Raw genomic sequence first — 18,054 nt, forward strand, 5'->3', positions numbered from 1 at the left:
AACAGCGTAGCTATCGCCACGGACATCTTCCTTAGTGAAAGATTTTTCATTTTGTTGATTTGTTTCATTACTGTTTGTTATTAAAACCAGATTACCAGAAAAAAAGAACACAAGAGCTTCTTTCTTTTGCAAATCTACATATTTTTAGTTAAATGCCAAAGTTTTACTTTTTTAGAGTAGGTATTTTCTCGTATATAAGGACAACGCTCATCAAGAAAAGTGTTACCTTCGCGGACAAGAAACAAAAAATAGCATTAGAATATCGTCGATATGGCAGCCGTATTATTTCCTTTTGTATTCGTAATGTTTGCAGTATTTGCTCGGAACAATGCTCCGAAGGAATGGGATTGCGCTCTATCGATGCTCTATTTTCACTCTAATAAGAAGAGTAGGGCTCAGAGAATGTTCTATTGCATTCTAAGCTGAGAGGCTTTTCGAGCGTAGCTCTCTCGTAAATCGTAGAAACCTCACTGTATCCTATCATACAGTGAGGTTTTTATGTATGTAAAAGTCGATTTTTAGGAGGATTTAGTCATAATTCCGTATTCAGAGAAAAATATTTGCCTATATAGAAAAATTTCACGCTGCATATAGAGCATATTCTATTTATACATAGAGAAAATTTGTGTTATACATAGAACATGCTCTATTTGTGTTGTCTAAAAATCTACGCTGTATATCGAATAATCTCTATACTTATGTACAGAAAAATCGTCCGATTTATAGAACAATTTGATAAATGCACAAACTGCTGTGTTGCTTGCGACATTCGGCTTCGGTCACATACCTTAGTATGCCTTACAGGAAAAGGGTATACCCTCCCAAACAAGAAAGATATACCCTTTGAAACGAAAGTATATATACTACGAGGGGCAACCCTTAGGGTTTCATCGAAACGGCACTGCTCAACTTAAGCAAAGGGCGTAGCATCTCGGGGATTTCGATCTGTTCCAAATCGAGCTGTTGTATACGCTCTTCTCCCTTAGAGGTGAGGGCGAAAAACATTTGTCTACGGTCTTCCTGCCCCAAACTACGAGAGATTAGCTCCTTTTGTTCCAAGCGTCTCAGCAGCTTCGATAGGTGCGAATTGCGGAATCCTATCTGTGCTCCCAATTGCGAGGGTATAGTTGGAACGGCTATTTCCCCAAGAGCACACAGCACCATAGCTTCATTGAGCGAGAGTGAATAAGTCTCCTCAAAAGTAGTCTCAAAGTCGTGCAAAACCTTGTAAAGATCTCGTATAGCGCAAACAGTCTTCATAACCAAGCAACAATCTGTAGGTTAGATAAAGAGATTTACATTAGCCCCATCGGCGCGATCCATATAAGTCGCTACTCCTCCTATCGTAACCTCGTCCATCAGCTCTTCGCGTTTTACTCCCATAACGTCCATAGACATCTGACAAGCGATAAACTCTACCCCATTCTCTATTGCTTGTTGGCGGAGAGATTCGAGCGAGTCGACACCTTTCTGCTTCATAATAAAGCGCATCATCAGGCCTCCCAATCCGCCCATACTCAACTTGGAGAGCTTTAATTGCCCTGAGTGTGCGGGCAGCATCCAACTAAACATTTTGCCAAAGAAGTCCTTCTGCGTAGCGGGTTTCTTAACCTTTTTAATTGCATTCAAACCCCAGAAGGTAAAGAAGATAGTTGTCTTCTCGCCCGTTGCAGCAGCTCCATTGGCCAGTACAAACGTAGCCAACGCCTTATCGAGACTATCACTGAAAAGGATAAAGGTCTTGCCCTTGCCCCCAGCTACCGACAGAGTGCTCTGCGACATCGGCTCCCCTTTTTCGATAACTACGGTATAGCAGCCCTCTTCACTCTGAGAAGAAATCAATTTGTTACCAGTAGAGTGGCACCAAGCCCCTGCATCACGAGAGAAACCGACATCGGTAGAGACGATACGCAAACGCTCTCCTGACTGAATGGTCTCAATGGCACGTTTCATCTTCAATATAGGACCTGGGCATTGCAGTCCGCAGGCATCTACGTGGAGAGCGACAGGCACCGAAGAAGCCTCTGCACCACTTTGACAGCAAGAACCTTGAGGCGACACCTTAGTTGCAGGAGGAGCAATCGGAGCCGTCGCCGCACGGTACGTTTTGAGACCACCAATGAGATTGTGGACACGGGTAAACCCATGCTGCGCCAATATACGGTAGCTCATATACCCTCGTAAGCCCACAGCACAGAAGAGTATTATATCCCTGTCTCGGGGTAGCTCCTCGAGACGACTGCGAAGTGTATCGAGAGGGATATTCACCGCTCCTGGTAACGAACCCGTTTGGAACTCGTCGGGCGTGCGCACATCAATGAAAAGTTTCTCTCTTGAGTTTTCTTCCGACTCTATTATTCCTTTTGCTTCACGCCAATATATTGGATGCATCTTACCCGCCAAAAGGTTACTTGCTACATACCCAGCCAACGCCACAGGGTCTTTTGCCGAAGAGAAAGGAGGCGCGTAAGCATGTTCTATTTGAGTGAGCTCTCTCACGCTCCCCCCCTGCTTAATAAGTAGTGCTATCTGGTCTATACGTTTATCGACTCCCTCATAACCGACTATCTGTGCCCCGTATATTTTACCGCTATCAGGGGCAAAAATGAGCTTAATAGTCATCTGTAAAGCACCTGGATAGTAGCCCGCATGCGACGAGGGGTGAATCGTAACCGAACGATACTCTATATCCATCTGGCGGAGACGCTTCGCAGGAAACCCCGTCGTAGCTATCGTCATGTCAAATACCTTGGCAATAGCCGTACCGATAGAACCCTCGTAAGGAATCTGTGCACCGAGCAGATTGTCTGCAACGATACGCCCCTGACGATTAGCAGGCCCAGCCAAATAGTTCAACCATGGTTGCCCCGTGATGGGGTGAGGGTACTCAATAGCATCTCCTATGGCATAGATGTGTTCATCGGATGTTTGGAGGTACTGGTTGACACTTATCCCGCCAGTTGCTCCAATGGCAAGATGAGCCTCTTGAGCCAGTTTCGTTTCGGGACGCACCCCAATTGAGAGAATTACAATATCGGTTGTAACGCTCAACCCGCTCTTAAAGCGTACGCAAATCTCTCCGTTTTTCTCTTCAAAAGCCTCTACCGTCTGCTCTAAATAGAGGTGTACCCCTTTCTCTGTTAAGTGTTGATGCAAGAAAGAGGCTATTGAGAAGTCGACAGGAGCCATAACCTGATTGGCCATTTCTACAATGCTTACCTCAGCACCGCGCAAGTGCAGATTCTCTGCCATCTCTAAACCGATGAAACCAGCACCAATAACTACGGCACGCTTAGGTTTGTGCAGGTCGACAAACTCTTTAACCCATTCCGTATCGGAGACATTACGCAGTGTGAATATCCCCTCTGAATTGATTCCAGGCAAGGGAGGACGCACGGGCGAAGCTCCTGTAGAGATCACCAACTTATCATACTGCTCTGTGTAACTGCTTCCGTCGGCACGGCGCACCATAACGGTTCTATTGGCTCTATTGACAGCCACAACCTCACTTTCTGTACGCACATCGACGCTAAATCGTGCCGAAAACCCTTGTACCGTCTGCACAAAAAGTTTTTCTCGCTCGCTTATCACCCCTCCTATATAGTAAGGTAAACCGCAGTTGGCATAGGAGATATGTGTTCCACGCTCGATAAGCACTATCTCGACACTCTCATCCATTCGGCGGAGGCGAGCCGCCGTGGTAGCTCCTCCAGCAACCCCTCCGATAATAACAATCTTCATCTTTATATCTTGCAATTAATAGTTTCCATCAGAAAATACTTCACAAAGAAACAAAATGTTTAGCACAAATGAAACTTTACAGCAGAAAAAGTCAAGAATATCGTCTATTCTACCTAAGAAAAGGCTTATCCCTATCTCCTCATGCTTACCGTAAAGAAAAGCACAAAGACAATATAAAAGAATGAAGTACAAGTACTTAAATCCCTATTCTTTTATCCCTTTTTGATAAAGCTCTTGCACTGGCTCTCAAAAATCTATTGCAATAAACCTGTAAGAGAACCTTACAATCTCCGTAACGGCAAGAGTTCTATCGTACACTGTACACTTTTCTAAACCTCCTTTCTTCCTGTCAAAAACCTCAAAAGTTCCAGTGATAAAGCTTCTTTTCTCCTATCCATTTCTATATATTCAGATTGCGTATATATATATTTAGATTGCATTTATATATACGCAGATTGCAAATTTGTATATTCAGATTGAAAATAAAGAACTTCTCGTAACTCAATAATTTTAGACACTATACAAAACCACTTTCGGCTCCTATCTAAAGGTAGTTTTCTACAACTGAGTTCAAAAGATGCAACACATTGATTTGGAATATTCCTATGAGAAAAAATCTGCACACTGCCATACGATAACGAATAGCAATGTGCAGACCGACTTTTACCCTTGCCCCACAAAGAGTGGACGCAAAGCTCCATCTACATAAAGACTTTATTGATACGGAAAAATGTTTTATCTAAAAAGAGGATTAGAACTCTAATTCGAGCCCAATATTCAGCTCCTCGGGGGCAAAACGTATGCCCCAACCAGAGTTTCCTATCCCCTCTTCCTCGCCTGCAAAAAAGCGATTTCGATAGCCTATAAAACCTAAACGAAGGCATAAACAAAGCCCCTCGGTCAAATCGACACAAGCCCCAGGGCGCACACCTATTTCAAACCCATTAGCTCGCTCCACATCTATTCCACCTAACCCTTCGAGTTGCTGATGCTTTTCAGTAGACCAGTTGCCCCCCACACAAGTGTCTAAGTAAAGATTAAAAGGGAGCCTATGGAAATAGTAGTAACGAACAAAGGGAGTAATACTATAGGAGTGCGAAAAAATTTGCGCTCTATTCTCCCTCGCAGCACTATAATCGTAAGAGAAAAAGACTCCCACTCCCCAAGTATCGTTAAAGAGGTATCCAAACTCTGGAGCAAGCTCTAACGAATGACTTTTTTTGTCCGTATCATTCCAATAGTTTATAACTCCCCCAATAAAGAAACGACCTTTGTGGTCATGCCCCTCTTTGTGATCTCTATGTTCTTTCTGAGAAAATGCGCTTTGCCCACATAGAGTAAGAGAAATAGTGCTCAACGTAAAGAGCAAAAAGATGATGCGTTTTACCATGATGTTCTGTGTAATCTATTAAAAATATCCTGAACTAAATTTGTCATAAAGGAAGTTTTTCCTCCTTTACACGTTTACAAGTGTAAACATTTACAAACAAATAAACAAGAAAATGATGCACAGAAAAGAAGTTTCTTGGGATGACAAAATTAAAAAATCACAAATAATAGTCCTTGAAAATCTTATCCTATCAAGAAAACAGAAGCGATGATATCATTTTTAGGTCAAAAAAGAGGGAGAGAGTTCACAACGAGAAAAGGATAAAAATAGAGCGTAATCCTTAGAAATAAGAGCTACCACTTTTTGGACTCTTTTCTAAAAAATCTCTTCACAATAGGTGCTCTCTCTATAAAAGAACGCACGGCCTCACCTATTCAATATATTTAGATTGGAGCAGAGAACTCTATATACCCCTCTTTTTCAGTTCTTAAATTCCTACAATTACTACATAGAAAGGGAGCAATAGACAAGAAACCTATAATGCTGCCATAGCACTTTTAAGCCAATAATTTCCCATAAAAAACAAGAAATAAACCTCTTTTTTCATCTCTGTTTTGATGGCTATTGGTAAATGATTAACTTTGCACCGACTTTGTGAGTAATACACAATAGATCCTATCACTCACCAAAACGTCTCTATTAGAAGTATATATTTAGTCAACGTAAAGATATAATATGGATTTAATGCAAGAAATCATTGCACGAGCTTGTGCCGACAAACAACGCATCGTGCTTCCTGAAGGGACAGAACCACGTACCCTTCAAGCTGCAGACAGACTTTTAGCCCAAGGTGTAGCACACTTAATTCTAATTGGCAATCCCGAAGAAATCAAAGCCAAGGCTAAGGAGCTTGGCTTAAACAATATCGACAAAGCAGAGATGCTTGATCCTCTAAACCATCCTCGTCGCGAGTCTTATAGAGACCTTCTCATGGAGCTTCGTAAATCAAAAGGTATGACTAAAGAGGAGGCAGATCAGCTCGTAGTAAATCCTCTTTACTTGGCTTGTCTTATGATTAAAGCAGGCGATGCAGACGGAGAGCTTGCTGGAGCGTTGAACACAACAGGGAATGTATTGCGCCCCGCATTGCAACTTGTAAAGACAATGCCTGGTATCAGCTGCGTGAGTGGTGCATTCCTTCTTTTCACACAAGCTAAACATATCGGTCGCGAAGGTTTGGTAGTAGTGGCAGACTGTGCCGTAACTCCTAACCCAACAGCAAAAGAACTATCTGAAATCGCTGTAGCTTCTGCCAAAACAGCCCAAGCCATCGGCGGCATGGAACCACGCGTAGCAATGCTCAGCTTCTCTACATTCGGTAGTGCCAAGGGGGAAATGGTCGATAAGGTTGTAGAGGCTACACGCTTAGCTAAGGAACTCGCTCCCGACATCGCTATAGATGGAGAGATGCAGGCAGATGCGGCTCTTGTAGAAACCGTGGCTAAACTCAAAGCTCCCAACAGTGCCGTAGCAGGAAAAGCAAACGTATTGGTATTCCCTACTCTCGAGGTAGGTAACATTGCCTATAAATTCGCAGAGCGTCTTGGCGGAGCTATCGCTATCGGTCCTATACTTCAGGGTATGGCTGCTCCTATCAATGACCTTAGCCGTGGTTGCTCTGTAGACGACATATTCAATATGGTAGCCATTACAGCCAACCAAGCTATTGCAGCCAAGAACAGTACAAAATAATTTTAATCTACAATCAATTATGAATATACTCGTTTTGAACTGTGGTAGTTCATCCGTAAAGTATAAACTCATGGAAATGCCCCAAGCCAATGTTTTGGCACAGGGTGTTGTCGAGAAGTTAGGTTTGGAAGACTCTTTCCTAAGATTCAAACTCCCCAACGGAGATAAAGTAGTTTTGGAAAAGTATATGCCCGAGCACACTGTGGCTATTGACTTCGTACTACAAACTCTAACCAGCGAAAAGTATGGTTGCATCAAGAGTTTGAAAGAGATTGATGCAGTGGGTCACCGTCTCGTACACGGAGGGGACAAATTCAGCAAAAGTGTTATCATCACCGATGAAGTGGTAGCGAAAGTTACCGAGTGTATCGACCTTGCTCCTCTACACAATCCGCCCTCTCTTAAGGGTATTGCGGCCGTAACAGAATTGATGCCTGGAGTACCTCAAGTAGGGGTTTTCGATACTTCGTTCCAACAAACAATGCCTGAGCATGCCTACATGTACGCCCTCCCCTATGAATACTACGAAAAGTATGGCGTGCGTCGTTATGGCTTCCACGGAACCAGCCACCGCTATGTAAGCCAACGTGCTTGCGAATTCTTGGGTCTTGACTTCAAGAAAACTCGCATCATCACGGCACACATCGGCAACGGAGCCTCTATCTCTGCTATCAAAAACGGTGAGTGTATCGACACTTCTCTTGGTTTGACCCCAACAGAAGGGCTCATCATGGGTACTCGCTGTGGCGATGTAGACCCTGGTGCCCTCGTTTTCATTGGAGAGAAAGAAAAAATGTCCTATGCAGACCTCTCTAACATGATTAACAAGAAGAGCGGTGTACTCGGTATCAGTGGAGTATCTTCCGATATGCGAGAGATCGAAGCTGCTATCGCTGCAGGCAACGAGCGTGCTAAATTGGCGTTAGAAATGTATGACTACCGTATCAAGAAGTACGTAGGAGCTCTCGCCGCTGCAATGGGCGGAGTAGACGTTATCGTATTTACAGGTGGTGTGGGCGAAAACCAAACTACAACCCGCGAGTACGTATGCCGTGATATGGAGTATATGGGTATCCAACTCGACAATGAGTTGAACGCTAAAGTGCGTGGCGAAGAGTGCCTACTCAGCACAGCAGATAGCAAAGTAAAAGTGGTAGTTATCCCCACAGACGAAGAAAAAATGATTGCTCTTGACACACTCGAACTAATCAAGAAGTAAACCTTTTTCATTATACACAACAAGCTCCTGCTTTCTTTTAACCGAGGAAGCAGGAGTTTTTATATTCTCTCATTCCCATCTACTTCCCTTGTATATAAATGATATGGGACTATTATAGTCAGTAAAAACCACAAAAAAAACACCTGCAAAAAAACATTTTAGAGCCTGTGTAACAATCTCCTTATACCATACCTCGTCTTTTAGTCGTAACTTTGTAACGTTGTAGTATTTACATAGATATTTACGCATCAAGAGCAAGATAACACTTAAGAAACACTTTATATGATTAGCTATTTTCTCTCCTCAGAGCGTTCTCTCTTTGTTGTAGAACACAAAACTCCCTTTACAGACGAAGAAATTAAGCGACTCAACTGGCTTTTCGGGCTTAAAGAGGGCACCCTTCCTCAACCCAGCGTAGAGGGTATTTTTGTTGGACCTCGCAGCGAGATGATATCTCCATGGAGTACAAATGCCGTGGAAATAGCTGAAAATATGGGATTAAAGGGAATCTCTCGCATCGAAGAACTAAAAGAAAAGGAGGCAACGACCGAGCACGACCCTATGCTCGAGATGGTGTACACCCATCCCGATGCGAATATTTTCACACATGAATATGAGGTTGAGCCCATACACTACATTGAAGATATTGATGCTTACAATAAAAGTGAGGGATTGGCTTTAAGCCCCGAAGAAGTTTCTTTCTTGCAAAAACTCTCTGAACGCCTCGGAAGAAAGCTCACAGATAGCGAGCTTTTTGGCTTCTCTCAAGTAAACTCCGAGCACTGCCGGCACAAGATATTCAATGGTACTTTTATCATCGACGGCAAAGAGCAAGAGGCATCGCTCTTCTCTATGATTAAATCTACTTCGGAAGAGAATCCCAACGGATTGGTTTCTGCCTACAAAGACAACGTCGCTTTCGTTGAGGGAGGGCGCGCAGAACAATTTGCCCCCATCTCGGCAGACAAGGCAGATTTCTACACCACCCAGCCGATAGACACTGTACTCTCTCTCAAAGCAGAGACACATAACTTCCCTACGACAGTAGAGCCTTTTAACGGTGCGGCAACAGGAACTGGAGGGGAAATACGAGATCGTATGGCGGGTGGTAAGGCTTCTATCCCCGTAGCGGGAACAGCCGTTTATATGACTTCCTACCCAAGATTAAAGGGGGAAAGTAAAACTCTCATGGAAGCCCGCAAATGGCTCTATCAACATCCCCAAGCTATTCTTACGAAAGCCTCCAATGGAGCGAGTGATTTCGGTAATAAATTCGGACAACCCATCATCACAGGCTCTCTTCTAACCTTCGAGCACCAAGAAAATGAAAGAGCTACTCGATACGGATTTGACAAAGTAATCATGTTGGCAGGTGGGATTGGTTATGCTCGCGCCCAAGATGCCATAAAAGAAGAGCCTCAACCCGACCAGCTCGTCGTTATGATGGGGGGAGATAACTATCGCATAGGTATGGGCGGTGGAGCCGTTAGCTCGGTAAATACGGGACAGTACAGCTCGGGTATTGAACTCAATGCGGTACAGAGAGCTAACCCAGAGATGCAAAAAAGAGTTTGCAACGTAGTGCGTGCTCTGGCAGAGGGAGAAGACAATCCTATCATAAGTATCCATGACCACGGAGCAGGAGGACACCTCAACTGCCTTACTGAACTAATCGAAGCAACAGGGGGTGTAATCGACATAGATGCTCTTCCTGTAGGCGATAAAAGCCTCTCCGCTAAAGAAATCATCGGTAACGAGAGCCAAGAGCGTATGGGGATGCTCATCCGAGAGAAAGACTTTGACCGTATAGCAGCTATTGCCGAGCGGGAACGTGCCCCCATATATAAGGTAGGTCATACAACCAATAGTAAAGAGCTTGTTTTCAAGCGTGACAATGGAGAGGAAGCTATCCACCTTGCTGTAGAAGATATGCTGGCTAAGCCTCCTCGCACCATAATGAACGATAAGAGCGTGGTACACCACTACGAAGATGCTCCTTATGAAGCTACACAACCCCTACAATACCTCGAGGGTGTACTTAGCCTCGAAGCGGTGGCTTGTAAAGATTGGCTAACGAATAAGGTAGACCGATCGGTAACAGGGCGTATCGCTCGCCAACAATGTTGCGGAGAGCTACAGCTCCCTCTCAGTGACCTCGGGGCCATTGCGTTGGACTATCGTGGACGCAAAGGATATGCCACATCTATTGGGCATGCTCCTCAAGCGGGATTGATTGACTCGGCTACGGGTTCAGTATTGGCTATAGCAGAAGCTCTTACCAATATCGTATTCGCCCCATTAGAAAAGGGATTAGAGAGTGTTTCTTTGAGTGCTAACTGGATGTGGCCCTGCCGTAATGAAGGTGAGGATGCGCGTCTTTACCGTGCCGTTGAAGCCTGTGCACAGTTTGCCATAGATTTAGGTATCAATATTCCTACGGGCAAAGACTCTCTATCTATGACGCAAAAGTATCCCGATGACAAACCCGTTGTAAGCCCTGGCACTGTGATTATATCCGCTGCAGCACCCGTTAGCAACGTTAGAGGTATTATAACGCCTGTTATCAAATCTGCCCAAGAGAGTCATTTGCTCTATATAGACTTTAGTTTCGCACCGCTCAATCTGGGAGGTTCTGCCCTTTTCCAAAGCTTAGGGAAAGTAGGAGTACAAGCCCCCACGATTGGTAATGCCGATTACTTTGCAGATGCCTTCGAGGCGGTACAAACCCTTATTTCAAAAGGCCTCGTACTCGCAGGGCACGACATCTCGGCTGGAGGTCTTATTACCACCCTTTTGGAGATGTGTTTTGCCAATGTATCGGGAGGTCTTACTATTGATCTTACAGCAATTCCAGAGAAAGATTTGACTAAACTGCTCTATGCAGAAAATCCTGGAGTTGTGCTACAAGTAAAAGATTTCTCTACCGTAGCAGCAATTCTTGAAGAAGCTGGCGTGGGCTACGCCCTTATTGGAACGCCATCTGCGACCCGCAGCATAGAGATTACGAAAGAGGGCGAGAAGCTATCCATAGATATTGACAAAGCACGCCGTACCTGGTATGAGCCTTCTTACCTTTTGGACCGATTCCAATCTACCGAAAAGCTGGCCAAAGAGCGCTTTGACAACTTCGCTCATCAACCTATACAACTCCGCTTTGCACCCTCTTTCGACGGAAAACTATCTACCCTCAACTTAAATCCCGACCGTAAAGAACGCTCGGGTATCGTAGCTGCAGTGGTAAGAGATAAGGGGACAAATGGAGAAAGAGAGATGGCTTATGCGCTATACCTTGCAGGTTTTGATGTAAAAGATGTACACTTAACCGATTTAACTTCGGGAAGAGAAACGTTGGAAGATGCACAAATGCTGGTTTTCTGCGGGGGATTCTCCAATAGTGACGTATTAGGTTCGGCAAAAGGATGGGCGGCAGGCATTCTCTTCAATGAGCGCGCCAAGGCTGCTATTGATGCTTTCTATGCGCGACCTGACACATTGAGCTTGGGTATCTGTAACGGCTGTCAACTTATGGCAGAGCTCGGTCTCATCTACGAAGATAAAAAACCTCGCCACCGTATGGAGCATAACCGTTCTCACAAATATGAGAGTTGCTTCGTAGGACTGACAATTCCAGAGAATAATACGGTTATGCTCTCCTCTTTAGCAGGCAGCCAACTTGGTGTTTGGTGTGCGCACGGAGAGGGTCGCTTCTCTATGGACGAATCACTCGATCAGTACAATGTGGTAGCACGTTATACGTACGACGACTACCCTGCCAATCCCAACGGTTCTCCAGAGGGAATCGCGGCTGTAGCAAGTCGCGATGGTCGTCATCTTGCCATGATGCCTCACCCAGAGCGCTCTATATTCCCATGGCAGTGTGGGTTCTATCCAGAGATGCAGCATGAAGTAACTCCTTGGATCGAAGCATTCAGAAATGCTTATGACTGGCTTAAGGAGAAATCCAATAAATAATCGATAGAAAGATGATTCAACGGGCTTCTTACCTATTAGCCCTTAGTCGCCTTGAGGGAATGGGATGCATTACGATGCGCCGTCTCCTCGAGGCGATTCCCTCTATTGAAGATATATTTTCCTATCCAGAAAGCCTGCAACCGCTATTTCCTCAACTATACCGTCGCTTTGCGACACAGTTATCCGATCCTGACCTTTTAGCCAAAGCCCAGAGAGAACTTGAGGCAACCCGATCCAAGGGCATTGAAATAATCACCCTCGAAGATGACCAGTACCCTCAACTACTATCGGAGTGCATTGATGCACCTCCTCTACTTTTCTATAAGGGTAAGATGGAAGCACTACAAACACCCTATAAGCTAAGTATTGTAGGCACACGTAAAGCCACCCCCTATGGGCGCAAAGTAGTTGCTGAACTTATCGGGCAACTGGCTACTCAAATCCCCAATCTTGCTATCGTTAGTGGCTTGGCCTACGGAATCGATATTGCAGCACACAGGGCGGCTCTGGAAAATCATCTTCCTACTATAGCTGTCTTGGCTCATGGTCTTGACAGAATCTATCCTGCACAGCATCGAAAGGAGGCTATTGAAATACTGCAAAAGGGAGGATTACTGACCGAATATCCTTTAGGCTCCTCTATTGAACGATATCAATTCGTGGGACGCAATCGAATTGTCGCAGGCCTATCCTCCGCCACCTTGGTGGTAGAATCGGCTCTTCGTGGGGGAGCACTGCTCACAGCCTCTATGGCTACCGATTACGACAGGGAAGTCTTTGCGATACCAGGCCGTCTCAGCGACCAATACTCCAAAGGCTGTAATCAAATAATAGCCCGACAACAAGCCCAAGCTATCTCCTCTGCCGAAGATATTATCCATTATCTTGGATGGAATCCCTCCACAACGAAAGCAATAAAGGAAAAGCAAGCATCGCTATTCCTCGATATAGAGCTGCCCAACAACCCTATTCTACAACTCCTACAAAAGGAGGAAACAATCCACTTTAATGAACTAATCGCCCGACTGAATCTATCCCCATCGGAGCTTGCCAATAAGCTATTCGATTTGGAAATGGATGGGCTTATCACCACCCTTCCAGGAGGAAAATACTCCTTAGCTTAATCCTGTACTATGCCCTCAAGAATCCACGTTATCGCTCTTAATATACCTTGGCCAGCCAACTACGGAGGAGTAATCGACATCTACTATAAGTTATTGGCATTAAAAAGAATAGAAGTAGATATTATATTGCATTGCTTTGAGTACGACCGTCCTCAAGCAGAGCAGCTCAACAGCATCTGTAGCGAAGTATATTACTATCCCAGAAAGACAGGGTGGAAAGCTAATCTCTCGACACTACCCTACAATGTTTATGGGCGTAAAGCTCCCAAGCTCCTTAAACGACTACTACAAGATGAGTACCCCATTCTTTTTGAAGGGCTACACTCTTGTTACTATCTCTCCCACCCACTGTTACGCAAACGCTACAAGGTATTTAGAGCTTGTAATATAGAGCATCATTACTACCGAGCAATAGGAGATGCCGAAAAGAATCCATTAAAGAAAATATTTTACTACACAGAAGCTCTACGCTTTCAACACTTTGAACAAACGGTACAAAACGCAGATCTTCTTCTGGCTGTATCCCAAACCGAGGCAGAGTATCTACAGAAAACTTTTCCTAACAAGCAGGTACAATTCATCCCCTGCTTTCATGAAAACGAAACAATTAGTACACAAACGGGGTCCTCGGACTTTATCTTATACCACGGAAAGCTCTCTGTGAAGGAAAATGAAGAAGCTGTACTCTACTTGATAAAGTATATATTCAGTCAATTACCCTACCCATGTATTGTAGCGGGAATGGATCCTCCCAATAGCTTGTACCAAGCTGCAACCCCTTATCGGAATATAAAAATAGAAGCCAACCCCTCATCAGAGAGAATGAAGGAGTTGATGCAAACAGCACACATCAACATGCTTTTTACATTTCAGGGCACAGGGTTAAAGCTGAAACTTCTGAACAGCCTATTCGCAGGTAGGCATACGATCGTCAATCCTACTATGTTGGTCGGGTCGGGACTTGATAGCTTGTGTCACATAGCTCACTCTCCCGAGGAGGCTATCAACTATTGCCACCAATTGATGCAGGAACCTTTTTCAGAAAAAGAGATTGAGAAACGTAAAGCCGTACTCTATCCCGCCTTTTCAAATCAAGCACAGGCAGAACTTTTAATGCACATAATAGGGCAGCACAAACAGTAATAGAAGAAATAGCATACCCTCTTGTCTAACCGTCTGACCAAACTCATCACAAAAGTTCCGAGGCCAGAAATTTATCTTTTCTCTAAGAAAAAAACAGAGATATCTTTCGGAGGTGCTGCAACAGTTTTTACCAAAGAAATATAAACACTTTTTTCAGAATAATTCTGCCCCAAAAGGCTATTCAGAAAGTTCTATCACCTCTAAATTTTGAAAACTCTCTCCGTTGATTTCCAACCTTACGAGCGTCCTTCTTGTATGCCACCCGTGTATACCTGCTGCTCCTGGATTGATGTGCAGTAAATCGAACATGGGATCGGGCATAACCTTAAGAATATGGCTATGACCTGTCAAGAAGAGTTTTGGTTTTTTCTCCTGTATTAACTTTTTCACCTTAGGATCATAACGGCCAGGATATCCTCCAATATGAGTCATAAGTATATCGACATTTTCGATTCTAACAAATAGGACCTCGGGATACACCTCTCGCACATCCTGAGCATCGATATTGCCATAAACAGCATAGAGAGGAGCTATCCGTGCGAGTTGCACTGTTACCGATAGTGTACCAATATCTCCACAATGGAATATGTAGTCACAGTTTGAAAAATACTTCATAAAGCGTTGATCCCAATAGCTGTGTGTGTCGGATAAAATACCAATTCGTTTCATCTCTTTAGCTATACAGAAAAGCCTCTGTTACAGGAATCCTGCAACAAAGGCTTTTATCTTAGTTCTACAAATATCTTATCAATAGAAACGAGCCCTATTATCTTCCACCTTGAGGTCATTTACCAAGTAACCAAAAGCTCTATATCCCAAGCCCTGTCCCAAGGCACGGCGTTGTTGCTTCAACTGAGCATCAAGGGACATTCCTACAGACTTGTCTGTCTCTGACAAAGGCTTTACAACCACAACTTCATAGTCTGAACGGAATGGTTTAGAAACGGTATTGAGCGGAATAGACATACTATGTGCAGAAATCATCGGAGACGCTTGCCCTCTTGCAAGGAGACTAACCCCTGAGAGTGTATCTACTGTTACCTGCATCTCTTCAGCATAAGCTTCAATAGAATTTAGGTTCTTAGCCAAAAGGTTAGCGGCCAGCTTATCTCCTCTCTTTTCTACGGTAAGACGATCTTTAATCATCTCCCGAACCTCATCGAGAGGTTTGATACCCTCTGGCTGCTGTGCTGCAACGGAAGCAATGACAAGATGAGAGTCTCCACAACGGAACACCTTATCGTACACATCGTTTACCTCTCCCTTAAGAGCCCAACTCACAATTTCTCGAGAAGAAGGAATTGATCCAAGAGTAGAAGAGAACGAAGAAATCTCTACACCACGGCGTACGTCAAGACCCTTTTCTTCTGCCATTTTTGCCATTTTTTCAAAGCTCTCTCCTGATGCTAAAATAGAGTTAATAGTAGCATATTTTTCGCTGAATGTTGCATCAGAGAAAGATATGGGCAACGCCATGTAAGCTAATCTATACTTAGTTACAGCAGGCTTCGTCTGCGCTGTTTGAAGGATAAACTTCGTTTTACCCATTTCCATAGCAAAGGCCTTTCCTACGGGTACTTTATAAAGAGTGTCTAATCCCATCTGTGTGGCACGAGCCTCTGTGAGGGTGCTATCCATTGCTCCCGTACGAGAATCTGGGAAAATCAAATAGCCACCCTGCGCTTTGGTTTGAGGATCTGCAGAGTAAAGGGTCGCTAAATCAGCAAAAGAAGAACCCATATTAATAGCAGTTACGATACTGTCAGCTTTTGCTGTATTCACAGTATCCAAAACAATAATACGAGCGTAAACAGCTTCTGGAGCTACCTTTTTGCCCACAAGCTTTACCAATGAGTAGCGATCGTTCTCGATAACAGGATTATTTACAGCACCTATCTCAGAAGACTTCAAGAAGTCTACCAAAGAGGGTGATAGATTGATTTCGTCAAGTTCTTTTTCGGTCAAATAAAACTCGGGAGCGAAAGACTCTGAATAGTTACGTGCTATCTCTGCTACCTCTGTAGTCTGAGCTAAACGAGTTTGCAACTGTTCCATTTCCTCTCTCGCTACAGCATAGTCCTCTGCACTGGGACGTACTTCTACACTGATATAGTTCACCTTAGTAAGAGGAATCTTTTGCTCAAACATCTTGGGGTGCTTTGTGTAGAAATCTTTGATCTCCTGTTCTGTAGGCACTGCTGTAGAATCTGCCAATACGGTACTCATAGTGCGTACTACTGCTACATCTCTTGAGGGAACCCCCGAAAGGTATTTAGAATCAATTTTATTGATAGCAAAGCTACGAGACATGAGAGCCGAGAACTTTGTGCTCAGACGCTCATTAGTTATCATACGTACGATAGCATTCCACTGGCGTTGCAGTAGAAGGTATGTACCCTGTTGCGCCGCAGGCATCGCTTTGATAGAAGCATCCGATATTCTATTCAAAAATTCTTTTACCTCACGTGCATCCTCTGCATTCACACCGATGTTTGCAAAAAACTGCTGGGCTTGGTAAGACTGTCTTGCTCCATTACCTGTAATAAGGGCGATAAGCTCTTCTGGTGTAACTCGTACACCTAAAGCCTCTGTTTGATTTTCCAATGCAATTGTTTGTACATACTCTTGCGCTAATTGGTTATTGAGTTCCATACGTTGCTCATCGGTCAATTTCTGCCCATTAGACTCTGCAAACTCTTGCATTTCAGAGAGTCTTTGAGAATAATCTTCGATATTAATCTTGTTACCATCAATAACTAATGCCGAGTTTTTACTGAGCTGAAGTAAGGTAGAGCCAGAGCGTAACCCATCTCCAATAATGAACGCAAAGAGAGCCACCCCGATGACAATAATCAGGAGACCTGCTCGATTTCGAATTTTCTCTAAAGTTGCCATATATGTATGATATTCTTTTCTTACATTTCGTTTGAGGGGCAAAGATACGAAATACCAACTAAATCTCAATATTTTATAACATAATAGCGGTGAGATGCAGATTCCAGTATCAAGTGCAACGTTGTCGCATATATATATATCAAGCAGTTCTATGGGGAATTGAAAGTTTAGCTTTTTTCTGGGTCTATTGTTTAACAGGTTCTGTATTGTTTTGATTTATGCTTTTGATATTTTGGAGAAAGAGGTTCCTTTTGGTATATATTGTCTTATGAGTTTGTTTAGATGCTCTATGTGAGGTTTGTCCGTTGAACAATAAGGCTTTGCAAAGAAAGCAGAAATTTTGAGTGCTCTTTCGAGGAAGAAACGTAGACCCCGAAAAGCGATTATAACAGAGGCTGTTTTTCTCGCTCTGCAGGCGCGCTTTTAATAGCATAGGAGAAAACTTTAGTTAGGACTTGTGTAAACTCAAGTTTGTATACGTGCAAACTTTAGTTATCATAGAAGGAAACTTTTGGTCGCTCTGTACCTCCCCTTTTTAGTATTAAGTGAGGAAATAGGGAAGCTCTTATCAATACTGCTATCGTACAGGAAGAAAAGCTTCTCTGCGAGAGTAGTCGCATTAAGCTAAAGGGCGTCTTTGGGTTATAGATAGGTAAGATTATTTTTCTAAGGAGGTAGAAGACGCACGGGGAGTGGGGCGTTGTAAGTATAAGTTAAGCGATACACTACGTAGTTGTATTGGCGAGTTGTCTGTGTGGGGCGAGGATTAAGAGTCGATGCATGACTTCTCTTCAAGTTTATGGGGAAGAACTAATCAGCGACTAATCTAAACACACTAAGGGAGTTTGCCTTAGGCATTGTCTCGCAATACAAAGACA

Annotated in this window: 10 protein-coding genes; 5 read left to right on the forward strand and 5 right to left on the reverse strand. The window is 43.8% G+C overall.

Features of this window, described 5'->3' with window-relative positions; all coding sequences use genetic code 11:
- Positions 1 to 879: 879 nt before the first annotated feature.
- The 3 genes from B5D06_RS08385 to B5D06_RS08395 form a co-directional block, all read right to left on the reverse strand.
- Positions 880 to 1,260, reverse strand: coding sequence for a transcriptional regulator, SarA/Rot family (locus B5D06_RS08385; RefSeq protein WP_078737541.1), 381 nt, complete (start codon positions 1,258 to 1,260; stop codon positions 880 to 882).
- A gap of 21 nt (positions 1,261 to 1,281) precedes the next feature.
- Positions 1,282 to 3,741 carry an FAD-dependent oxidoreductase gene (locus B5D06_RS08390; RefSeq protein ID WP_078737542.1) on the reverse strand — a complete coding sequence of 820 codons (2,460 nt, stop codon included), beginning with the start codon at positions 3,739 to 3,741 and terminating at the stop codon, positions 1,282 to 1,284.
- Between the two features lie 751 nt (positions 3,742 to 4,492).
- Positions 4,493 to 5,131: a hypothetical protein gene (locus B5D06_RS08395; protein WP_078737543.1), complete on the reverse strand. Its 639-nt coding sequence runs from the start codon at positions 5,129 to 5,131 to the stop codon at positions 4,493 to 4,495.
- A 675-nt stretch (positions 5,132 to 5,806) separates the two neighbouring features.
- Between B5D06_RS08395 and pta the strand changes: the two genes are divergently transcribed.
- From pta to B5D06_RS08420, 5 genes are all read left to right on the forward strand, one after another.
- The gene (pta, locus tag B5D06_RS08400; RefSeq protein ID WP_078737544.1) at positions 5,807 to 6,823 is read left to right on the forward strand and encodes a phosphate acetyltransferase; all 1,017 of its coding nucleotides are present in this window, start codon (positions 5,807 to 5,809) and stop codon (positions 6,821 to 6,823) included.
- Positions 6,824 to 6,842: 19 nt separating this feature from the next.
- Positions 6,843 to 8,042, forward strand: coding sequence for an acetate kinase (locus B5D06_RS08405; RefSeq protein ID WP_078737545.1), 1,200 nt, complete (start codon positions 6,843 to 6,845; stop codon positions 8,040 to 8,042).
- A gap of 282 nt (positions 8,043 to 8,324) precedes the next feature.
- A complete protein-coding gene (purL, locus tag B5D06_RS08410) occupies positions 8,325 to 12,014 on the forward strand; it encodes a phosphoribosylformylglycinamidine synthase (RefSeq protein WP_078737546.1) in 3,690 nt (1,229 codons plus the stop codon).
- Positions 12,015 to 12,025: 11 nt separating this feature from the next.
- On the forward strand, positions 12,026 to 13,138 hold the full coding sequence (gene dprA / locus B5D06_RS08415; RefSeq protein ID WP_078737547.1) for a DNA-processing protein DprA: 1,113 nt from the start codon (positions 12,026 to 12,028) through the stop codon (positions 13,136 to 13,138).
- A 9-nt stretch (positions 13,139 to 13,147) separates the two neighbouring features.
- Positions 13,148 to 14,281 (forward strand): glycosyltransferase, encoded by a 1,134-nt coding sequence (locus B5D06_RS08420; RefSeq protein ID WP_078737548.1) that lies wholly within the window; start codon positions 13,148 to 13,150, stop codon positions 14,279 to 14,281.
- Positions 14,282 to 14,458: 177 nt separating this feature from the next.
- Here B5D06_RS08420 and B5D06_RS08425 read toward each other — a convergent pair whose 3' ends face one another.
- Positions 14,459 to 14,950: a metallophosphoesterase family protein gene (locus B5D06_RS08425; RefSeq protein WP_078737549.1), complete on the reverse strand. Its 492-nt coding sequence runs from the start codon at positions 14,948 to 14,950 to the stop codon at positions 14,459 to 14,461.
- Between the two features lie 78 nt (positions 14,951 to 15,028).
- The gene (locus B5D06_RS08430; protein ID WP_078737550.1) at positions 15,029 to 17,176 is read right to left on the reverse strand and encodes a peptidylprolyl isomerase; all 2,148 of its coding nucleotides are present in this window, start codon (positions 17,174 to 17,176) and stop codon (positions 15,029 to 15,031) included.
- Positions 17,177 to 18,054 lie beyond the last annotated feature (878 nt).

This window comes from Porphyromonas circumdentaria (assembly GCF_900167105.1).
GTDB lineage: Bacteria > Bacteroidota > Bacteroidia > Bacteroidales > Porphyromonadaceae > Porphyromonas > Porphyromonas circumdentaria.

Excerpts from the sequence above, each read along its gene's own strand:
- B5D06_RS08405 (WP_078737545.1), top strand. The coding sequence starts at position 6,843 with ATGAATATACTCGTTTTGAACTGTGGTAGTTCATCCGTAAAGTATAAA.
- B5D06_RS08430 (WP_078737550.1), bottom strand. The coding sequence starts at position 17,176 with ATGGCAACTTTAGAGAAAATTCGAAATCGAGCAGGTCTCCTGATTATT.
- pta (WP_078737544.1), top strand. The coding sequence starts at position 5,807 with ATGGATTTAATGCAAGAAATCATTGCACGAGCTTGTGCCGACAAACAA.
- dprA (WP_078737547.1), top strand. The coding sequence starts at position 12,026 with ATGATTCAACGGGCTTCTTACCTATTAGCCCTTAGTCGCCTTGAGGGA.
- purL (WP_078737546.1), top strand. The coding sequence starts at position 8,325 with ATGATTAGCTATTTTCTCTCCTCAGAGCGTTCTCTCTTTGTTGTAGAA.
- B5D06_RS08425 (WP_078737549.1), bottom strand. The coding sequence starts at position 14,950 with ATGAAACGAATTGGTATTTTATCCGACACACACAGCTATTGGGATCAA.
- B5D06_RS08420 (WP_078737548.1), top strand. The coding sequence starts at position 13,148 with ATGCCCTCAAGAATCCACGTTATCGCTCTTAATATACCTTGGCCAGCC.
- B5D06_RS08395 (WP_078737543.1), bottom strand. The coding sequence starts at position 5,131 with ATGGTAAAACGCATCATCTTTTTGCTCTTTACGTTGAGCACTATTTCT.
- B5D06_RS08390 (WP_078737542.1), bottom strand. The coding sequence starts at position 3,741 with ATGAAGATTGTTATTATCGGAGGGGTTGCTGGAGGAGCTACCACGGCG.
- B5D06_RS08385 (WP_078737541.1), bottom strand. The coding sequence starts at position 1,260 with ATGAAGACTGTTTGCGCTATACGAGATCTTTACAAGGTTTTGCACGAC.